The following is a 13,313-nucleotide window of genomic DNA, read 5'->3' as shown; positions in this document are numbered from 1 at the left end:
GCCCCATTCCGGGACGGTCGGCGCCCCGCGCCTGGTCCGGGTGGCCACCCGGACCAGGCACCCCGCGGCTGCGGGGCGGCCTCTTCCTAGCAGAGTGCCAACAGACAATTCCGGGGCGCGCCGCAGGCGAGAACCCGGAATCCACCCGTGATGCAACGCTGAAGGCCACCGCCGCGGCCAGTCGTGGATTCCGGGTTCCGCTGCGCGGCCCCGGAATGACGGGCGTGGAGTTCAGGACGCGTTGGCCTTGCGCAGCAGGGCGATCAGCTCGCGATGCAGCACCTCGTTGCCGCAGGCCACCGAGCGGGCGGCGAGCGGCTCGGCGCCGCCGTCGGCGCTGGAGACGAAGCCGCCGGCCTCGCGCACGAGGATGATACCCGCCGCGATGTCCCAGGTCTGGAGGTCGCGCTCCCAATAGAGGTCGGTGCGGCCGCAGGCGACGTAGGCCAGATCCAGCGCCGCCGAACCGAAGCGGCGGGTGCCGCCGGACACCGCCATCACCGCGGCGACTTCCTTGAGGAGGCGGCCGTGGCTGCCGCGGCCGAGATAGGGCGTGCCGTAGGCCACCACCGCGTCGGACAGGTCCTGGCGGCCGGAGACGCGCAGGCGGCGGTTGTTGAGATAGGCGCCCTTGCCGCGCTCGGCGATGAACAGCTCGTCCTTGATCGGATCGTAGATCACCCCGGCCACGATCTGTCCGTCGCGCTCCAGCCCGACCGAGATCGCGAAATGCGGGATGCCGTGGAGGAAGTTGGTGGTGCCGTCGAGCGGGTCGACGTGCCAGGTGTGGCTCTTGTCGGTGCCCTCGACGTTGCCGGTCTCCTCCAGGATCAGGCTGTAGCCGGGGCGCGCCTTCATCAGCGCTTCCTTCAGCACCTCCTCGGCCTTCCGGTCGGCGGCGGAGACGAAGTTGCCCGGCCCCTTCCGCGAGACCTGAAGGTTCTCGATCTCGCCGAAGTCGCGCTTGAGCCCGCGGGCGGCCTTGCGCACGGCATCGACCATCACGGTCATGAGGGGGGAGTTGATCATGCGGTCTGGCTCGGGGCGCCCGGCAAGGGCGCGCTCATGGATCGTTCGGGGATGATTCTCGGCCCGGTTCTATACGGGTTGGCGCCGCGCGCCATGGCCCATCCGCAGATCGGGCATGCCGCCGGGGCGAAAAGGTGTTCAGCCGCCGAGTGTTCGCAGCAGCGCGCGCGTCTCGGCCTCCGGATCGGCCGCGCGCATCAGGACGCCCATGGCGGCGATGCCTGCAGCGCCCGCATCGAGGCAGATCGATGCATTGGTTGCATCGATCCCGCCCAGCGCGAAGACCGGGATCGGCAGGGTGCGGCAGGCCTCCAGGGCGGAGAGGCCCAGCGCCGGGCCGTAGCCGGGCTTGCTGGCGGTCGAAAAAATCGGGCTCAGCGTCGCGTAATCCGCGCCGGCTTCCGCCGCCGCAGCGACTTCTTCGGGACCATGCGCCGAGACGCCGATCAGGGCGTCCGGTCCGAGCGCCGCCCGCGCCTGTGCGATGCCCCTTGGACCCGCCGCGCCGCCGAGATGGACGCCGTGGGCGCCCGTCTCCGCCGCCAGCGCGATGTCGGCCCCGATGACGAGGTGTCCGCCGAGCGGCGTCAAAGCTGCCAGAAAATCGAGGGCGAGGGCCTGGCGGGCCTCGCGGTCGAGGTCGCGGTCGCGCAGCCAGACGAAACGGGCGCCGCCCGCCACCGCCGCCCGCACGGTCTCGGCGAGCGGCCGGGGCGCGCCGTGACGGTCGGTGACGACGAGGAGCGGCGGCGGCAGTGTACGGTTCACGAGCCGACGAGGCCGAGCTGCGGGCTCGACGGCTCGGCCCGGCCGCGGCGGGGGATGCGCCCGGCCAGATGCGCGAGCCGACCCGCCTCGACGGCATGGCGCATGGCACCCGCCATCCGCACCGGATCGTCGGCCTTGGCCACCGCGGTGTTGATGAGGCAGGCGGCGGCGCCGAGTTCCATGGCGATGACCGCGTCGGAGGCGGTGCCGATGCCGGCATCCACGATCACCGGCACCTTGGCCCGGCGGCAGATCAGCTCGATGTTGGCCGAATTGGCGATGCCCATGCCGGAGCCGATCAGCGAGCCCATCGGCATCACCGCGGCGCAGCCGATATCGGCCAGCCGCTCGCAGATCACCGGATCGTCGTTGCAATAGGGCAGCACGGTGAAGCCGTCGTCGACGAGATGGCGGCAGGCCTCCATCAGCTCGGTGACGTCGGGGTAGAGCGTCTCCCGGTCGCCGATCACCTCGACCTTGATCCAGGTGGTGCCGAGCGCCTCGCGGGCGAGTTCGGCGGTCATGATCGCGTCGCGCGCCGTCTCGCACCCGGCGGTGTTGGGCAGGAATCGGGCCCCTTTCAGCTTCTGGAACGTGTCCGAGCCGTGGCCCTGGAGCGAGACCCGGCGGATCGAGGCGGTGACCACCTCGGCGCCCGAGGCCCGCACCGACTGGGCCATGATCTCCTGGCTCGGATAGCCCGCGGTGCCGATGAACAGGCGGGAAGACAGCCGCACGCCCGCGATCTCCAGGGCGTCGTCGGCGGCAGCGGGACGAAGCGTGGTGTCGTGATGGTTCATGGTCAGCCTCCCTGCATCGCGCGGACGATCTCGATGCGGTCGCCCTCGTTGACGGGCGTCTCACCCCAAGCGGACCGACGCACGACGCGCCCGTTGACCGCGATGGCGATGCCCTCCGGGCTCTCGATGCCCCGCTCCTCGGCTTCCGCGGCGAACAGGGCGGCAAGGTCGGCCGCTTCCCGCTCGCAGGCCTCTCCGTTGACGGTCAGCCTCATGCGACGGCCCTCCCCTCGCCTGTCGTTCCAAAGCGCGCCCGGCCGAAGTTCCGGGCGAAGTCCGGCAGCGCGCCGTCCTGCACCAAGCCGGCGACGGCGTCCGCGGTGGCGGGGGCGAGCAGGTAGCCGTTGCGGTGGTGTCCCGTGGCGACGATGAGGCCCGGCGCGGCCTCCTCGATGATCGGCGCATCGTCGTCCGAAGTCGGACGAAAGCCGCTCCAGACCGCCTCGACCTCCATCTCCTCGACGCCCGGCAGGATTCTTCGCGCACCTTCAAGGAGCGCAAAAAGCCCGCCCGCGGTGACGCCGGGCTTGAAGCCGCAATCCTCCACGGTCGCGCCGATGATGAGCCCGCCGTCGCCCTTCGGCGCCATGTGGATTTCGGCGGTCCAGACCATGCCGGACAGCGTGCCGGTGCGCCGCGTGGTGCGGAGCGCTAGCGACTGCCCTTTTAGCGGCCGAACAGGGAGAGCGAAGCCATCCGGCAAGAACCCGGGCTGCCCGCTCCAGGCGCCGGCGGCGAGGATCACCGTGTCGGCGGCGACCGCGGTCTCACCGGCCCGCACCCCAACGACCCGGCCGCCGCGGCGCTCCAGGCCATCGACGGCCGTCTCCTCGACGATGACGACGCCTGCTGCCTCGCAAGCGCGCAGCAGCGCGGCCATGACGAGGCGCGGATCGACCTGGGCGTCCAGCGGGCAGAGGATGCCCGCGGTCACGTTCGGCCGCAGCAGCGGCTCGCGGGCGCGAACCTGCGGACCGGACAGCCATTCGGCGGCCACGCCCGAGCGCTTCTGGAGATCGAAGCGGAAGCGCAGGCGCTCGACCTCGTCGCGGCCGACCGCCAGCACCACGGTGCCGTCCGCGCGGTAATCGATGTCGAGGCTAGAGGCGGCCTGCAACGCGTCGCGAAAACCCGGCCAGCGGTTCAGGGATTCGAGCGCCAGCGGCAGCAGACCGTCGGAGCCGGGCTCGTGCTCTGCGGCCGGCGCCAGCATGCCGGTGGCGGCCAGGCTCGCGCCGTCGCCGACCCGGCCGCGCTCGATCACCGCGACGGAGCGCCCAGCCTCGGCCAGCCGCCACGCGATCGACAGGCCGATCAGCCCGCCGCCGACCACGACGACATCGGCGCGCTGGGGCAAGGCGGCGGCGCGCGGGCGCGCATCGAGGCCGCGGCGTCGCTCGAACGGGGACGTCAGAATCTCGGACATGGGTACGCCGTCCGCGGGTTGCCCGCAGGAACCGGATACCGTGCGCTTCCGATGAAGCGGGTTCGCCTTGCGGTGACCCTTCAGGTCCAATCCCTACGCCGGTATGAGCCGGATCAGGTTCGAAGGATTTCCGCGCTGCCGGTAACGGCGATAGCGGTTTCTCAGCCCCTTGTCGGGGATCTCCCTGGAACGGGTTTCGATGTGGGCCCGCAAACGCCGCGGGTCAATCCCCCGCCAGCACTCCACGGCTCCCCGACCCGCGGCGCCATCGTGATGCGCGAGACGATGGACGGGCCCCGGCCCGCGGTGTGGATCTCGGACCGCTACACGGGGCAGCAGGGTCATGCGGCCCGGGATCAGACCTGCCTCGCCCCTCTCGCCCGCGACGTCGCCTATGTCGTTGTCCTTCACAAGCCTCAGGATGAGGGTCAGCGACGATCCGGTGCCCTGGCGCCTGGCAACTCCGGCTGCAATCCGTAGTTGCCCTGGCCGCGCGTCCCCGATCTCGCGGCGGCACTCGCCGTAGATAAGGTTGCGCAGGATCGCGAAGATGCAGGCGCTGCCTCGGCGCGGTGCGAAACCGTCGGAGCCGGTGGTCCGGCACCGAGCGGGGGAGATCAGGAGATCGAGATCAGGACGATGCCGGCGACCATCAACGCGGCGCCGCCGAGACGCGCGGGGCCGGCCCGCACCGGCTTCATCCCGAGCCAGCCGAAATGGTCGAGGGCCACCGAGGTCAGGAGGTTCGCGGTGATGAGCAGGCCGTTGAACGCGCCGGCCCCCACCTTGTCGACGAACAGAAGGCCCGCGAAAACCGCGACCGCGCCGGTCAGCCCCGCGAGCGGCATCCACCAGCGCACGCCCTCGATGTCGGCCCGCTGCGGCAGGGGTTTGGGGCGCAGCAGGAACACCAGCACGAACACGAACACGACGGGGATGAACGAGACCAGCGCCGCGAGCCACGGATTGATCAGGGCACCGCGCAGCTGCGCGTTCCACACCACGCCGATGGCCTGCAGCGCGCCCGCCGCGACGATGAACGGGTAGAGCAGGCGCGGGTTGAGGCCGTGGCCGGCATCTTTCGACTCGCCCTTGTCCGGGGTGACGCGGGCGATGAAGGTGACGCCCACCACCATCAGCAATCCGCCGAGCCAGGGCGTCAGCCTGAAGCCGCCGCCCTGCAGCCCGAACAGACCGAGCGCGTCGAGCGCCAGCGAGGTCAGGATGTTGGCGGTCAGCGTCAGGCCGTTGAACGGGCCGGCGCCGACCTTGTCGACGAAGGCGAGGCCGCCGAACACCGCCACCGCCCCGGCGACGCCGCCGAGCGGCGCGTACCAGGGCATGCCGGCGAGATTTTCCGCGCTCGGCAGCGGCATCGGCATCACGAGGAACAGGGTGGCGAAGACGAAGACGATCGGCAGGAACGAGACCGAGGCGGCGAGGAACGGGTTGACGAGATGGCCGCGCAGCTGCGCGTTCATGGAATTGCCGAGCGCCTGGAGCGCGCCGGCCACGAGGATGAAGGGGTAAAGCAGGGCGGCGTTCACGGGCGCGGGTCTCCGATCGGACGAGTCAGACGAGGAGCAGGGCGCCGAGCGCCAGGATCAGGGCCGGCGGCATCACCAGCAGGCCGAGCTTGAGGAAGGCGAAGGCCGAGACGTCCTGGCCCTCGCGGCGGATCGCGGTGAGCCACAGGATCGTGGCGAGCGACCCGGTGACCGAGAGGTTCGGCCCGAGATCGACGCCGATCAGGATCGCGCCCGCGACCTTCTCCGGCACGTGGGCGGCCTGCACCGCCGCGCCGGCGAGCAGGCCCGCGGGCAGGTTGTTCACGAGGTTCGACCCGAACGCCACGATGGCGCCGCCGGCCCAGGCGGCGAGCGCCGGATCGCCCGCGGCTGTGCGCTTGAGGAGGTCGGCGAGCATTTGCAGCACGCCGGTCTTCTCCAGCGCCTCGACCAGCACGAACAGCCCGGCCACCAGCGGCAGCACGCTCCACGACACGTCACGCGCGACCTCGACCACACCGCCCCGGTTGATCAGGAGGATGACGAGCGTGGTGGCGAACCCCGCGACGAAGGTCGGCAGGCCGAGCTCGATTCCGGCGGCGGAGGCTGCGATGAGGGCAGCCCCCGTGGCGACGATGCCAAGGCCCGCGACCTTGCCGCCGAAGCCGAGCGCCGGCGTCTCGACCTCGGTCGCCACCGTCTCGGCCTTGAGCCGAGCGTTCTGGGTGAGACGCAGCACCGCGTAGGTCGCGACGATCGCGAGCACGGAGGGGAGCGTGAAGGTGGCCAGCCACCGGCCGAGCGGCGGCATGTGTTCGGCGAAGACGACGAGGTTGGCCGGGTTCGAGATCGGCAGAACGAAGCTCGCCGTGTTGGCGATGAAGGCGCAGATGAAGAGATACGGCAGCGGCTGCTTGACGCCGGCCGCCTTGGTGGCCGCGAAGACGGCGGGCGTCAGCACGACCGCGCAGGCATCGTTCGACAGGAAGACCGTCACCACCGTGCCGACGAGGTAGACGAGGAGGAACAATCGCGTCGCCGAGCCCCTGGCGGCCCGCACGGCGTGGGCGGCGAGCCAGTCGAACAGGCCCTCCTTCCGGGCGATCTCGGAGAGCAGCATCATGCCCACCAGGAACAGGTAGACGTCCGTCCCCTTCAGCACGCCCTCGACGGCGGCGGCGGGCGCGAGCAGGCCGAGGGCGACGAGGATGCCGGCCCCGAGCACCGCCCAGACCGCCTCGGGCCAGGAGAACGGGCGCAGGATGACCCCGATCGTCGCCAAGGCGGCGATGAGCCAGGTCGCGAGATGGGGTGTCAGGGTGATCGCGCCCATCGCGTCGGTCGTCCTTGGAAGTCGGAAGGAAGCGGGAATCGGACCGCCGATCCGGGCCAATCTGCCCGCACCGGTCGCCGCGGATGCCCGCCTCCGGGCGGGCCCGGACCAGAACGCGCCGAGCGCCGGAACGCTCCGCTCGCCGACGATCGGGGCATCTCGGAAAGGTCCGGAATACCGGTCGGCGGCGCGTCACCGAGCGCGTCGTGACCGGCCGTTGCTCAGGGCGACCGCCGCCGTGAGGCGGATCACAGCCGAAACGGTTTTCGATCGGAGGATCGGAGGATCAGACGATCAGACCGCGCCGCAGGCCCTCGGCGACCGCCTGGGTGCGGGTGACGCAGCCGAGCTTCACCCGGGCGGAGCGCAGATGAAAATCGGCTCCGTGCTGCGAGATGCCCATCAGTTCGCCGATCTCCCAATCGGTCTTGCCTTCGGCGGCCCATTGCAGGCTCTCGCGCTCGCGCGGGGTCAAGCCGATGCGCCGGCCGGTCGGGCCGCCGTCGATGAGCAGCGTCTGGCCCACGACGTAGGAGGCGAGCAGCGTCAGCACGCCGTGCTGCCCCGGACTGATCTCGAGGCGCGGACCGGCGAAGGTCAGGCCCCCGCGCTCCTCCTCAAGGGTCGCGAGCGGCACGGTGAACCCGTCGCCGAGGCCGAACTCCCGGGCCTCGCCCATGACCTGTCTGGCACGGGCATCGAGCGTATCGGGGCGTTCGATCTCCGACCACACGAACCCGGTCGTGCTGCGCAGCGTCGCCTGCACGACCGGGTCCTGATACATGTAGCCTTTCGAGAAGTAGTGCCGCCGCCATTCCTCGGCCGTGTTCTCCAAGATCACGTAGTTCTTCTGCGTCCGGGCCGGGAGACGGTTCTGCGGAATCATCGCGGAAATGATGTATTCGATGCCGAACCCGCTGAGCCGCGGCAGCAAGGCCCGCAGGATGTCCTCGCGGGAATGCGCCCGATCGAGCGATTTGAGGATCTCCAACGTCAGGTCAAGCGATTTTCTGGACATGGCCTGAAGCAATCGAGAAAAACAATGCCGTTCCGCGAACGTAGGTCGAAATCAACCCTTTGATAACCCCTCAAGACAATCAGCGGAAATTTTCTTTGAGGTTGTCGGGCCGCCCTGGGCGAACGCGGGTCGTATCCTCCTTTCGGGATGCACCGGCCGCCGTTCCGCCGCAAGACGCGGCGGCTGCGCAGACGCCGCCGGAAATCGATCGATCCCAAGGTTCCCGCACGATCGGCGCTTTCGGCCCCACCGAAGCCGGCGGCTCCGCAAAAGGGGTTGCGTCGCCCCGACCGGAAAGCTAAGAGCGCCGAGCCCCATGGGGCGTCGGAGTGTAGCGCAGCCCGGTTAGCGCACTAGTCTGGGGGACTAGGGGTCGTGGGTTCGAATCCCGCCACTCCGACCATTATTTACAGGGACTTAGCCTCGTCTGCGCCGGGGCTCTCAGAGCCGGTTTGCACGTCGGTTTGCAGCTCCCGGTTCCGCCGATGTTCGTCCAGCTTGGCGATAGCCGACACCGCGAGGGCGCGGGTGCGGGCGAGATACCGGTCGAGGATCTTCTGCGCGTGCGCCTGCGAGTGGCCCGTGATGGTCGCAATTTCCGGCACCGTGCAGCCCGCTTCGGCCAGCATCGTCACCGCCGTGCCGCGCAGATCGTGGAAATGCAGGTCGTCGTTGATCCGGGCCTTGGCGAACGCCGCCGACCACTCGTCATGGAAATTTCGCTTGCCCCACGCCCGGCCCCTTGCCGTGACGAGGATGGTCGTGGCCCGGCGCGGTGCGGCATCGAGCGCCGCCTTCAGCGCCCGCGTCGCCGGCACGTAGATCAAGCGCCGGCCCTTCCCCTGGCGCAGGGTGATGGCGGTGCCGTCCCACGCGCTCCAGGGGAGCCGCAGCAGGTCGCCTTGCCGCTGCCCTGTGTGGAGCGCCAACATAAGTGCGAGCGCCAGCTCGGGCAAGGCCACGGCCTGAAACCGAGCCACGTGGTCGGGCAGCCAAATCAGCTCGGCCCGGCCGGAGCGGTAGGCGCGCTCAAAAGTGGCGATCGGATTGTGCTTGATGTGGCCGCGATCGACGCCCCACGCGAATACACGGGCGAGCCGCCCCAACTTTGCGTCGGCCGCGCGCGGGTGTTGCGCGGCCAGCTCGTCGTGCCAGTCGAGGAAGGCCGGGCGGCTGCGCGGGTTCTCGACGATCTTGAGCGAGGTCGAACCCCACCGCTCCTCGCAGGCGTTCAGGTCGAACGTGCCGATCTCGCGCGTCGAGGCCGCGAGCTTCTTCCAAGAGCCCGATTCCTTATAGCCGCGGATCAGCCACTCGACCGTGCCCGAACTGCGCGCCAGCGCGGCGGCGCGCCCGGCCTCGTCGAAGGACCGGATGAACTCGGCCGATCCGGGCTTGCCCTGGAGCCGGGTGCCGGTGGCGCGGTGGTAGTGGTAGGTCCGCACCGTGCCGTCGGCGAGCTTCTTCCGGACGGTGTTGATGCCGGGCAGGTCAACGCGCATGCTTCGGCTTCGTGTTCTCGGCCAACCACTCGTCGATGTCAGGCTCGTCGAGCGGGGCGAGGCCCGAGCGCCGGTCCACCGCGCGATCGATCGCACGGCGGTCCCACCGGGTCGTGCCCGGCATCGGCCCCGGCACGATCTCGCGCCGGCGCCATTCGTCGAAGGTGCTCAGGGTGCAGCCGCAGTATTCTGCGGCTTGCTCGCAGCTGAGCATCCGCGGGTGCACCCCGGCCGGGAGCGTCGTCGGAGGGCGCTCCAGCACGCTCACTGCAGCACCGTGAAGCAGCCGGCATCCTCGCAGCGTGCGTGGATGTGGCCGTTGCTCGCGTCCTTGATCCAGGCGAGCCGCCCGGCGCAGTCCGGACAGGTCGCGGTGCCGACGCCCGCCGGGTCGGTGGCGATGGCGGCCATGATGGCGGGGAGGCTGCCCGGTGCTGGATCGGGATGCGCCGCCGCCTTCAAGCCCTCTGCGAGGCCGCGCAGCGCCTCAATGGCGGCCCGCTGGCGCATCTCGGCCCCGTCGGCGCGCAGCTCCAGCCCCAGGGCCGAGACGTGCGCCATGTCGGCCGCTTAACGGACGCCGGCCCGGAAGGCGGCAAGCTCGCGCTCGGTCACGATGCGCCTCCCGTCTCCGCCGCTTTCGCCCGTCGCCACGCCGCCCGCGCCTGATGGCAGCGAGCCACCACCGACTCCATCCAAGAGGCCGGTGCGTTGGTCGGATAGAGACGTCCGTCGGCGAAGTCCCTGACCAGCTTGATCTCGAACTCGCGCAGGAAGCGCCCGCCATGCTTCTTCGGGATCGAGCGGTTGAGATCCAGGCAGTGCCGCCCGACCTCCATCCACGATTCGACGCGCTCGTCGGTGTAGATCGGCAGTCCGAAGCTCCGGGTGCGAGCGTCGGGATGCTCGTCGGGGCCATACGGGGGCCGCGCCTGCCGAAAGGCGTCGGCATAGTTGAAGCCGGGCGTGGCGAAGGCCGGCCCGGACCACCCCGCTCCCAGGGTACGCGGGCCGACACACGCGGCCAGGGCGTGGAAATCCAGACCTGCCGCCGCCGGCGTTCGCCCGATCGCGCGCGCGGCGCCGAGCACTTCCCCGTCCTGATCGCTGCTCAGCAGCGAAATCAGCTTCTTCAGCTTGTCGGCCGTCTCGTTGGGGATCATGGCGCTCCCCTCGGCTGCGGTCCGGGACTGTCGGACCAAGCCGGGTGCTCGCCGTCCGGGCCGAACAGATCCGGCAAAGCCCCCTCGATCTCGGTGTGGAGCTGGGTGAGACGGCGGTCGCAGGCCTCGTTGGCCTCGTAGCGGAGTTGCTCGTCCTGCACGGGTCGATCGGCCGGCGCGTAGCCGTCGCCGGAGACGAAGGCCTGGAACACCATGTCGAGGGCGACGATGCCGATGCGGTCGCGCGTCTCGGCCGGGAAGCCGCGCCACGCCGCCTCAATGTCGGAGGGGCCGGGGATCGTCATGGCCGCACCTCGGCGATAGCTGCCGCGAGGTGTGCGAGGTAGCGACCGCCCGAACTGAACGGCTCGTTCGCCTCGGCCTCGCGGGCATAGAACTCGGCCAGCGCCCGAAGGCCGCCCCAGGTGGTCGGCATGACCTTCGAGGCGCGTTTAAACGCCGAACTGCTCGCATCCGCCGCGGTGTTGGCCGATTGGACCTGAGCGGCGTCGTTCTCGTCGAGGCCAGCTAGCGCAACCGTGTGGGCACGCTCGGCTTCCGCGACCATTTCGATGGCGGTGAAGATCGGGTCCGGTACTGTCGGTTCAGCCGGCTCCAGCCATGCCGCGAGATCGGTGGCCCGCGCCTCGGCGATGCGGTAGGCGGGCTCGTAGGCCTTCCGGAACTCGATCTCTTCGGCCATCCACCAGCGCAGGTACGCCAGCAGAGCCCCCGCGTCGGCTCGCGAGGGACAGATGGCCGCCACCAGCGCGTCGCTGGCGGCGTCGTAGGCGTCCTCGGCTTCGAGGGAGGGAGCATCACCGACCGCAACCTGGAAGGCGTCGTAGGCAGCCCGGTGGGCCGCGATGGCAGCGCGTGCGTTCACCATGCGTCGCCTCCGTCCGCAGCGGCGAACGCGACCGGCACTCGCTCGGCGGCGCGCGCCCAAATCTCCGTGACGGTCTCGGGCGGCAGCAACTCCGTGGCCGCGTCGATGAAGGCGCGGCGGCGATCATCGCGCTTCGGGAAGCCGGGTTCGAACTGCGGCTGCTCGGCCTGCCGCTCGGCGCGGCGCAGCACGCCGATCCGCTGCTGGAGCGCCGGGCGCTGGCGCCGTTTGCGCTTCAACGCCATCTCGGCCCGCTTGCGCCACGACGGATCGGCACCGGGGGCGGCATGAGCGAGTTGATCCTCGATCGTGAGGATCGCCCCGTCGAGCCCGTCGAGGATGGCCTGCCCTTGCGCAGCGGTGGCGATGTCGTCGAGGTGGATCTCGCGACCGTCCGAGAGCAGCACGAGGTTCACGCCGCGGACCGGGTCGCGCTTGTCGGAGGTGCTCATGCTGCACCTCCCTCGAACCCGGCCCAGCGGATCTGCGCGTCGCCCGTCACCAGGGCGGCGAGCGAGGGCTCGGCGGTGCCGTCGTCCTCGGCGTCGGGATCACCATCGAGATCGTCGAGGAAGGCGATGAGGCGGGCCGCGGTATCGAGCGCTTCTTCGAGGGCGCGCTCGATGCGATGGCGGAGGCCGGACTGATCCGGCCGACGTGGGGAGATGGCGAGGACGGCGCTCATCGCTCAGGCACCCACCGCCGTGCGGCCAGAGGCGATGGCGGCGGGATCGGTCTCGGCTGCCCATAAGGTTGTGGCGCTCGGCTGTCCGATCTTCAGCAAATCGGCCAGCACACTCTTGAGGATCGCGTTCTCGTCGAGCGCGTCGTCGTCTTCCTTGAAACCAAATGGGCAGAGCTCGGCCGCAATGCGGGCCTTCACGAGCAAGCCCGCGGCTGTCTGCGCCGGGAGGGAGCGGGCCTTCAGGATCGCTGCATCGTAGGCGGCGGTCGCCTCCCGACAGGATGCCCTGAGTGCTGGAAGATCGTGCTTGGCCTCGTAGGCTGCGATCTCGGCCTGCCAGCGATCCCAGGCCTCGATGATCGATTCGGCCCGCCGCTGCGCCGCTTCGTTGATGTTGAGGAACGTCCCATCCTCCCGTCGGATTCCGCCGCGAGGGGTCGCCAAGTATACGGCGACACGCGGCACCGCTCGAAGCTCCTCGATCTGATCGGCATCGTAAGGAGCGAACCGGCTGCCCCAGTCTTCCGTGCGCGGGAAGCCGTTGAGGTTGTCGAAGCTGTAGACGTTCAGCTCCTTCTGCCGCTGCGGCTCTTCATCCAATTCCTCAACATCGTGAACACGGCTATCAGCGCTGAGATAAGCTTTGACGAGCCCCGGCCACTGCCGGCCGATCTCAATCAATTCAGCGTCGGCTTCCGGACCTTCGGAATGCTCCGGCTGGTGTGCAGGCGAGCGTTCGATCAGGCGGAAAAGCTTGCCGGCCTGCTCGCCGTCGAGGCTGGCACCCCATCGATCAAATAGCGGCGGGATGAACCGAGCCAGCGCGACACAGCCGGCGGCGGTCGTCGGCACGGTTTCCGACAGCGTGCCGTTTATGTGGTGCCAAACCGCCGAGGTGGCGGCCGACTGCGCGGGCGTCGCGTTGCCGTCGTTGCCCTTGGCGTACTCCGCAGAATTTTCAGCCTCCAGCCGCACGCACTCCTCGATCGCCGCGAAGATCGGATCGACCGTCGAGGGCGGCGGAGCCGCGGTGGTCAGCGCCGCGAGAGCCTTGGCCCCGTCGCTATCAGGATCAAACCCAGCGACCAGCGCCGGTAATCTGCCCCCACGAGGTGGTCCAAGTTCGAAGTTAGTGCAGGGTCGGCCTTTGCTCCACGGGTAGCTTGGCCGGCGGAGCCGGTCGGGTGAGCGC

The 13,313-nt window shown here is 70.0% G+C and carries 16 protein-coding genes, 1 tRNA gene, 2 pseudogenes and 1 riboswitch; of the genes and pseudogenes, 2 read left to right on the top strand and 17 right to left on the bottom strand.

All coding sequences use genetic code 11. From position 1 onward, the window contains the following. Positions 1 to 231 precede the first annotated feature (231 nt). The 5 genes from HNR00_RS25070 to thiO form a co-directional block, all read right to left on the bottom strand. Positions 232 to 1,029, bottom strand: coding sequence for an inositol monophosphatase family protein (locus HNR00_RS25070; RefSeq protein ID WP_183574245.1), 798 nt, complete (start codon positions 1,027 to 1,029; stop codon positions 232 to 234). A 138-nt stretch (positions 1,030 to 1,167) separates the two neighbouring features. Continuing rightward, the gene (locus HNR00_RS25065) at positions 1,168 to 1,797 is read right to left on the bottom strand and encodes a thiamine phosphate synthase (RefSeq protein WP_312886120.1); all 630 of its coding nucleotides are present in this window, start codon (positions 1,795 to 1,797) and stop codon (positions 1,168 to 1,170) included. After that, entirely contained in the window at positions 1,794 to 2,597 is an 804-nt protein-coding gene (locus HNR00_RS25060) for a thiazole synthase (RefSeq protein ID WP_183574243.1), read from the bottom strand. Before HNR00_RS25060 ends, HNR00_RS25065 begins: the two co-directional genes overlap by 4 nt. A gap of 2 nt (positions 2,598 to 2,599) precedes the next feature. Beyond that, positions 2,600 to 2,812, bottom strand: coding sequence for a sulfur carrier protein ThiS (gene thiS, locus HNR00_RS25055; protein ID WP_183574241.1), 213 nt, complete (start codon positions 2,810 to 2,812; stop codon positions 2,600 to 2,602). Then, a complete protein-coding gene (thiO, locus tag HNR00_RS25050) occupies positions 2,809 to 4,023 on the bottom strand; it encodes a glycine oxidase ThiO (RefSeq protein WP_183574239.1) in 1,215 nt (404 codons plus the stop codon). Before thiO ends, thiS begins: the two co-directional genes overlap by 4 nt. Before the next feature lie 72 nt (positions 4,024 to 4,095). Then, a riboswitch (TPP riboswitch) is annotated at positions 4,096 to 4,218 on the bottom strand. A gap of 48 nt (positions 4,219 to 4,266) precedes the next feature. Here thiO and HNR00_RS25045 point away from each other — a divergent pair. Further along, positions 4,267 to 4,602, top strand: a pseudogene (locus tag HNR00_RS25045) (IS66 family transposase); the annotation flags it as partial. 38 nt (positions 4,603 to 4,640) lie between these two features. Here HNR00_RS25045 and HNR00_RS25040 read toward each other — a convergent pair. The 3 genes from HNR00_RS25040 to HNR00_RS25030 all read right to left on the bottom strand — a co-directional run bounded on the left by HNR00_RS25040 (position 4,641) and on the right by HNR00_RS25030 (position 7,882). Next, the gene (locus HNR00_RS25040) at positions 4,641 to 5,570 is read right to left on the bottom strand and encodes a DMT family transporter (protein WP_183574236.1); all 930 of its coding nucleotides are present in this window, start codon (positions 5,568 to 5,570) and stop codon (positions 4,641 to 4,643) included. 25 nt (positions 5,571 to 5,595) lie between these two features. Continuing rightward, positions 5,596 to 6,864 carry an arsenic transporter gene (locus HNR00_RS25035; protein ID WP_183574235.1) on the bottom strand — a complete coding sequence of 423 codons (1,269 nt, stop codon included), beginning with the start codon at positions 6,862 to 6,864 and terminating at the stop codon, positions 5,596 to 5,598. A 286-nt stretch (positions 6,865 to 7,150) separates the two neighbouring features. After that, entirely contained in the window at positions 7,151 to 7,882 is a 732-nt protein-coding gene (locus tag HNR00_RS25030; protein ID WP_183574233.1) for a helix-turn-helix transcriptional regulator, read from the bottom strand. 325 nt (positions 7,883 to 8,207) lie between these two features. Between HNR00_RS25030 and HNR00_RS25025 the strand changes: the two genes are divergently transcribed. After that, positions 8,208 to 8,285, top strand: a tRNA-Pro gene (locus HNR00_RS25025). Between the two features lie 4 nt (positions 8,286 to 8,289). Here the strand turns inward: HNR00_RS25025 and HNR00_RS25020 are convergent. The 9 genes and pseudogenes from HNR00_RS25020 to HNR00_RS24980 all read right to left on the bottom strand — a co-directional run. Then, the gene (locus tag HNR00_RS25020) at positions 8,290 to 9,384 is read right to left on the bottom strand and encodes a tyrosine-type recombinase/integrase (protein ID WP_183574231.1); all 1,095 of its coding nucleotides are present in this window, start codon (positions 9,382 to 9,384) and stop codon (positions 8,290 to 8,292) included. Continuing rightward, positions 9,374 to 9,598, bottom strand: coding sequence for a hypothetical protein (locus tag HNR00_RS25015; RefSeq protein ID WP_183574229.1), 225 nt, complete (start codon positions 9,596 to 9,598; stop codon positions 9,374 to 9,376). The genes HNR00_RS25020 and HNR00_RS25015 overlap by 11 nt, the downstream gene beginning before the upstream one ends. Before the next feature lie 50 nt (positions 9,599 to 9,648). Then, on the bottom strand, positions 9,649 to 9,945 hold the full coding sequence (locus tag HNR00_RS25010; protein WP_210306683.1) for a hypothetical protein: 297 nt from the start codon (positions 9,943 to 9,945) through the stop codon (positions 9,649 to 9,651). A gap of 50 nt (positions 9,946 to 9,995) precedes the next feature. Continuing rightward, positions 9,996 to 10,547, bottom strand: coding sequence for a hypothetical protein (locus HNR00_RS25005; RefSeq protein ID WP_183574227.1), 552 nt, complete (start codon positions 10,545 to 10,547; stop codon positions 9,996 to 9,998). Beyond that, positions 10,544 to 10,852, bottom strand: a complete 309-nt coding sequence (locus HNR00_RS25000) for a hypothetical protein (RefSeq protein WP_183574225.1) — start codon at positions 10,850 to 10,852, stop codon at positions 10,544 to 10,546. Before HNR00_RS25000 ends, HNR00_RS25005 begins: the two co-directional genes overlap by 4 nt. Beyond that, positions 10,849 to 11,436 carry a hypothetical protein gene (locus HNR00_RS24995; protein ID WP_183574223.1) on the bottom strand — a complete coding sequence of 196 codons (588 nt, stop codon included), beginning with the start codon at positions 11,434 to 11,436 and terminating at the stop codon, positions 10,849 to 10,851. The genes HNR00_RS25000 and HNR00_RS24995 overlap by 4 nt, the downstream gene beginning before the upstream one ends. After that, a complete protein-coding gene (locus tag HNR00_RS24990; protein ID WP_183574221.1) occupies positions 11,430 to 11,888 on the bottom strand; it encodes a hypothetical protein in 459 nt (152 codons plus the stop codon). The genes HNR00_RS24995 and HNR00_RS24990 overlap by 7 nt, the downstream gene beginning before the upstream one ends. Continuing rightward, positions 11,885 to 12,121, bottom strand: coding sequence for a hypothetical protein (locus HNR00_RS24985; protein WP_183574219.1), 237 nt, complete (start codon positions 12,119 to 12,121; stop codon positions 11,885 to 11,887). Before HNR00_RS24985 ends, HNR00_RS24990 begins: the two co-directional genes overlap by 4 nt. A gap of 3 nt (positions 12,122 to 12,124) precedes the next feature. Continuing rightward, positions 12,125 to 13,313, bottom strand: a pseudogene (locus tag HNR00_RS24980) (hypothetical protein); the annotation flags it as partial.

Source organism: Methylorubrum rhodinum (assembly GCF_014199935.1).
GTDB lineage: Bacteria > Pseudomonadota > Alphaproteobacteria > Rhizobiales > Beijerinckiaceae > Methylobacterium > Methylobacterium rhodinum.
This window is presented reverse-complemented; position numbering and strand designations above follow the sequence as displayed.

What these genes read in the sequence shown, in the direction of transcription:
- HNR00_RS25070 (WP_183574245.1), bottom strand. Translation starts at nt 1,029, where the DNA reads ATGATCAACTCCCCCCTCATGACCGTGATGGTCGATGCCGTGCGCAAG.
- HNR00_RS25060 (WP_183574243.1), bottom strand. Translation starts at nt 2,597, where the DNA reads ATGAACCATCACGACACCACGCTTCGTCCCGCTGCCGCCGACGACGCC.
- thiS (WP_183574241.1), bottom strand. Translation starts at nt 2,812, where the DNA reads ATGAGGCTGACCGTCAACGGAGAGGCCTGCGAGCGGGAAGCGGCCGAC.
- thiO (WP_183574239.1), bottom strand. Translation starts at nt 4,023, where the DNA reads ATGTCCGAGATTCTGACGTCCCCGTTCGAGCGACGCCGCGGCCTCGAT.
- HNR00_RS25035 (WP_183574235.1), bottom strand. Translation starts at nt 6,864, where the DNA reads ATGGGCGCGATCACCCTGACACCCCATCTCGCGACCTGGCTCATCGCC.
- HNR00_RS25030 (WP_183574233.1), bottom strand. Translation starts at nt 7,882, where the DNA reads ATGTCCAGAAAATCGCTTGACCTGACGTTGGAGATCCTCAAATCGCTC.
- HNR00_RS25020 (WP_183574231.1), bottom strand. Translation starts at nt 9,384, where the DNA reads ATGCGCGTTGACCTGCCCGGCATCAACACCGTCCGGAAGAAGCTCGCC.
- HNR00_RS25015 (WP_183574229.1), bottom strand. Translation starts at nt 9,598, where the DNA reads ATGCTCAGCTGCGAGCAAGCCGCAGAATACTGCGGCTGCACCCTGAGC.
- HNR00_RS25010 (WP_210306683.1), bottom strand. Translation starts at nt 9,945, where the DNA reads ATGGCGCACGTCTCGGCCCTGGGGCTGGAGCTGCGCGCCGACGGGGCC.
- HNR00_RS25005 (WP_183574227.1), bottom strand. Translation starts at nt 10,547, where the DNA reads ATGATCCCCAACGAGACGGCCGACAAGCTGAAGAAGCTGATTTCGCTG.
- HNR00_RS25000 (WP_183574225.1), bottom strand. Translation starts at nt 10,852, where the DNA reads ATGACGATCCCCGGCCCCTCCGACATTGAGGCGGCGTGGCGCGGCTTC.
- HNR00_RS24995 (WP_183574223.1), bottom strand. Translation starts at nt 11,436, where the DNA reads ATGGTGAACGCACGCGCTGCCATCGCGGCCCACCGGGCTGCCTACGAC.
- HNR00_RS24990 (WP_183574221.1), bottom strand. Translation starts at nt 11,888, where the DNA reads ATGAGCACCTCCGACAAGCGCGACCCGGTCCGCGGCGTGAACCTCGTG.
- HNR00_RS24985 (WP_183574219.1), bottom strand. Translation starts at nt 12,121, where the DNA reads ATGAGCGCCGTCCTCGCCATCTCCCCACGTCGGCCGGATCAGTCCGGC.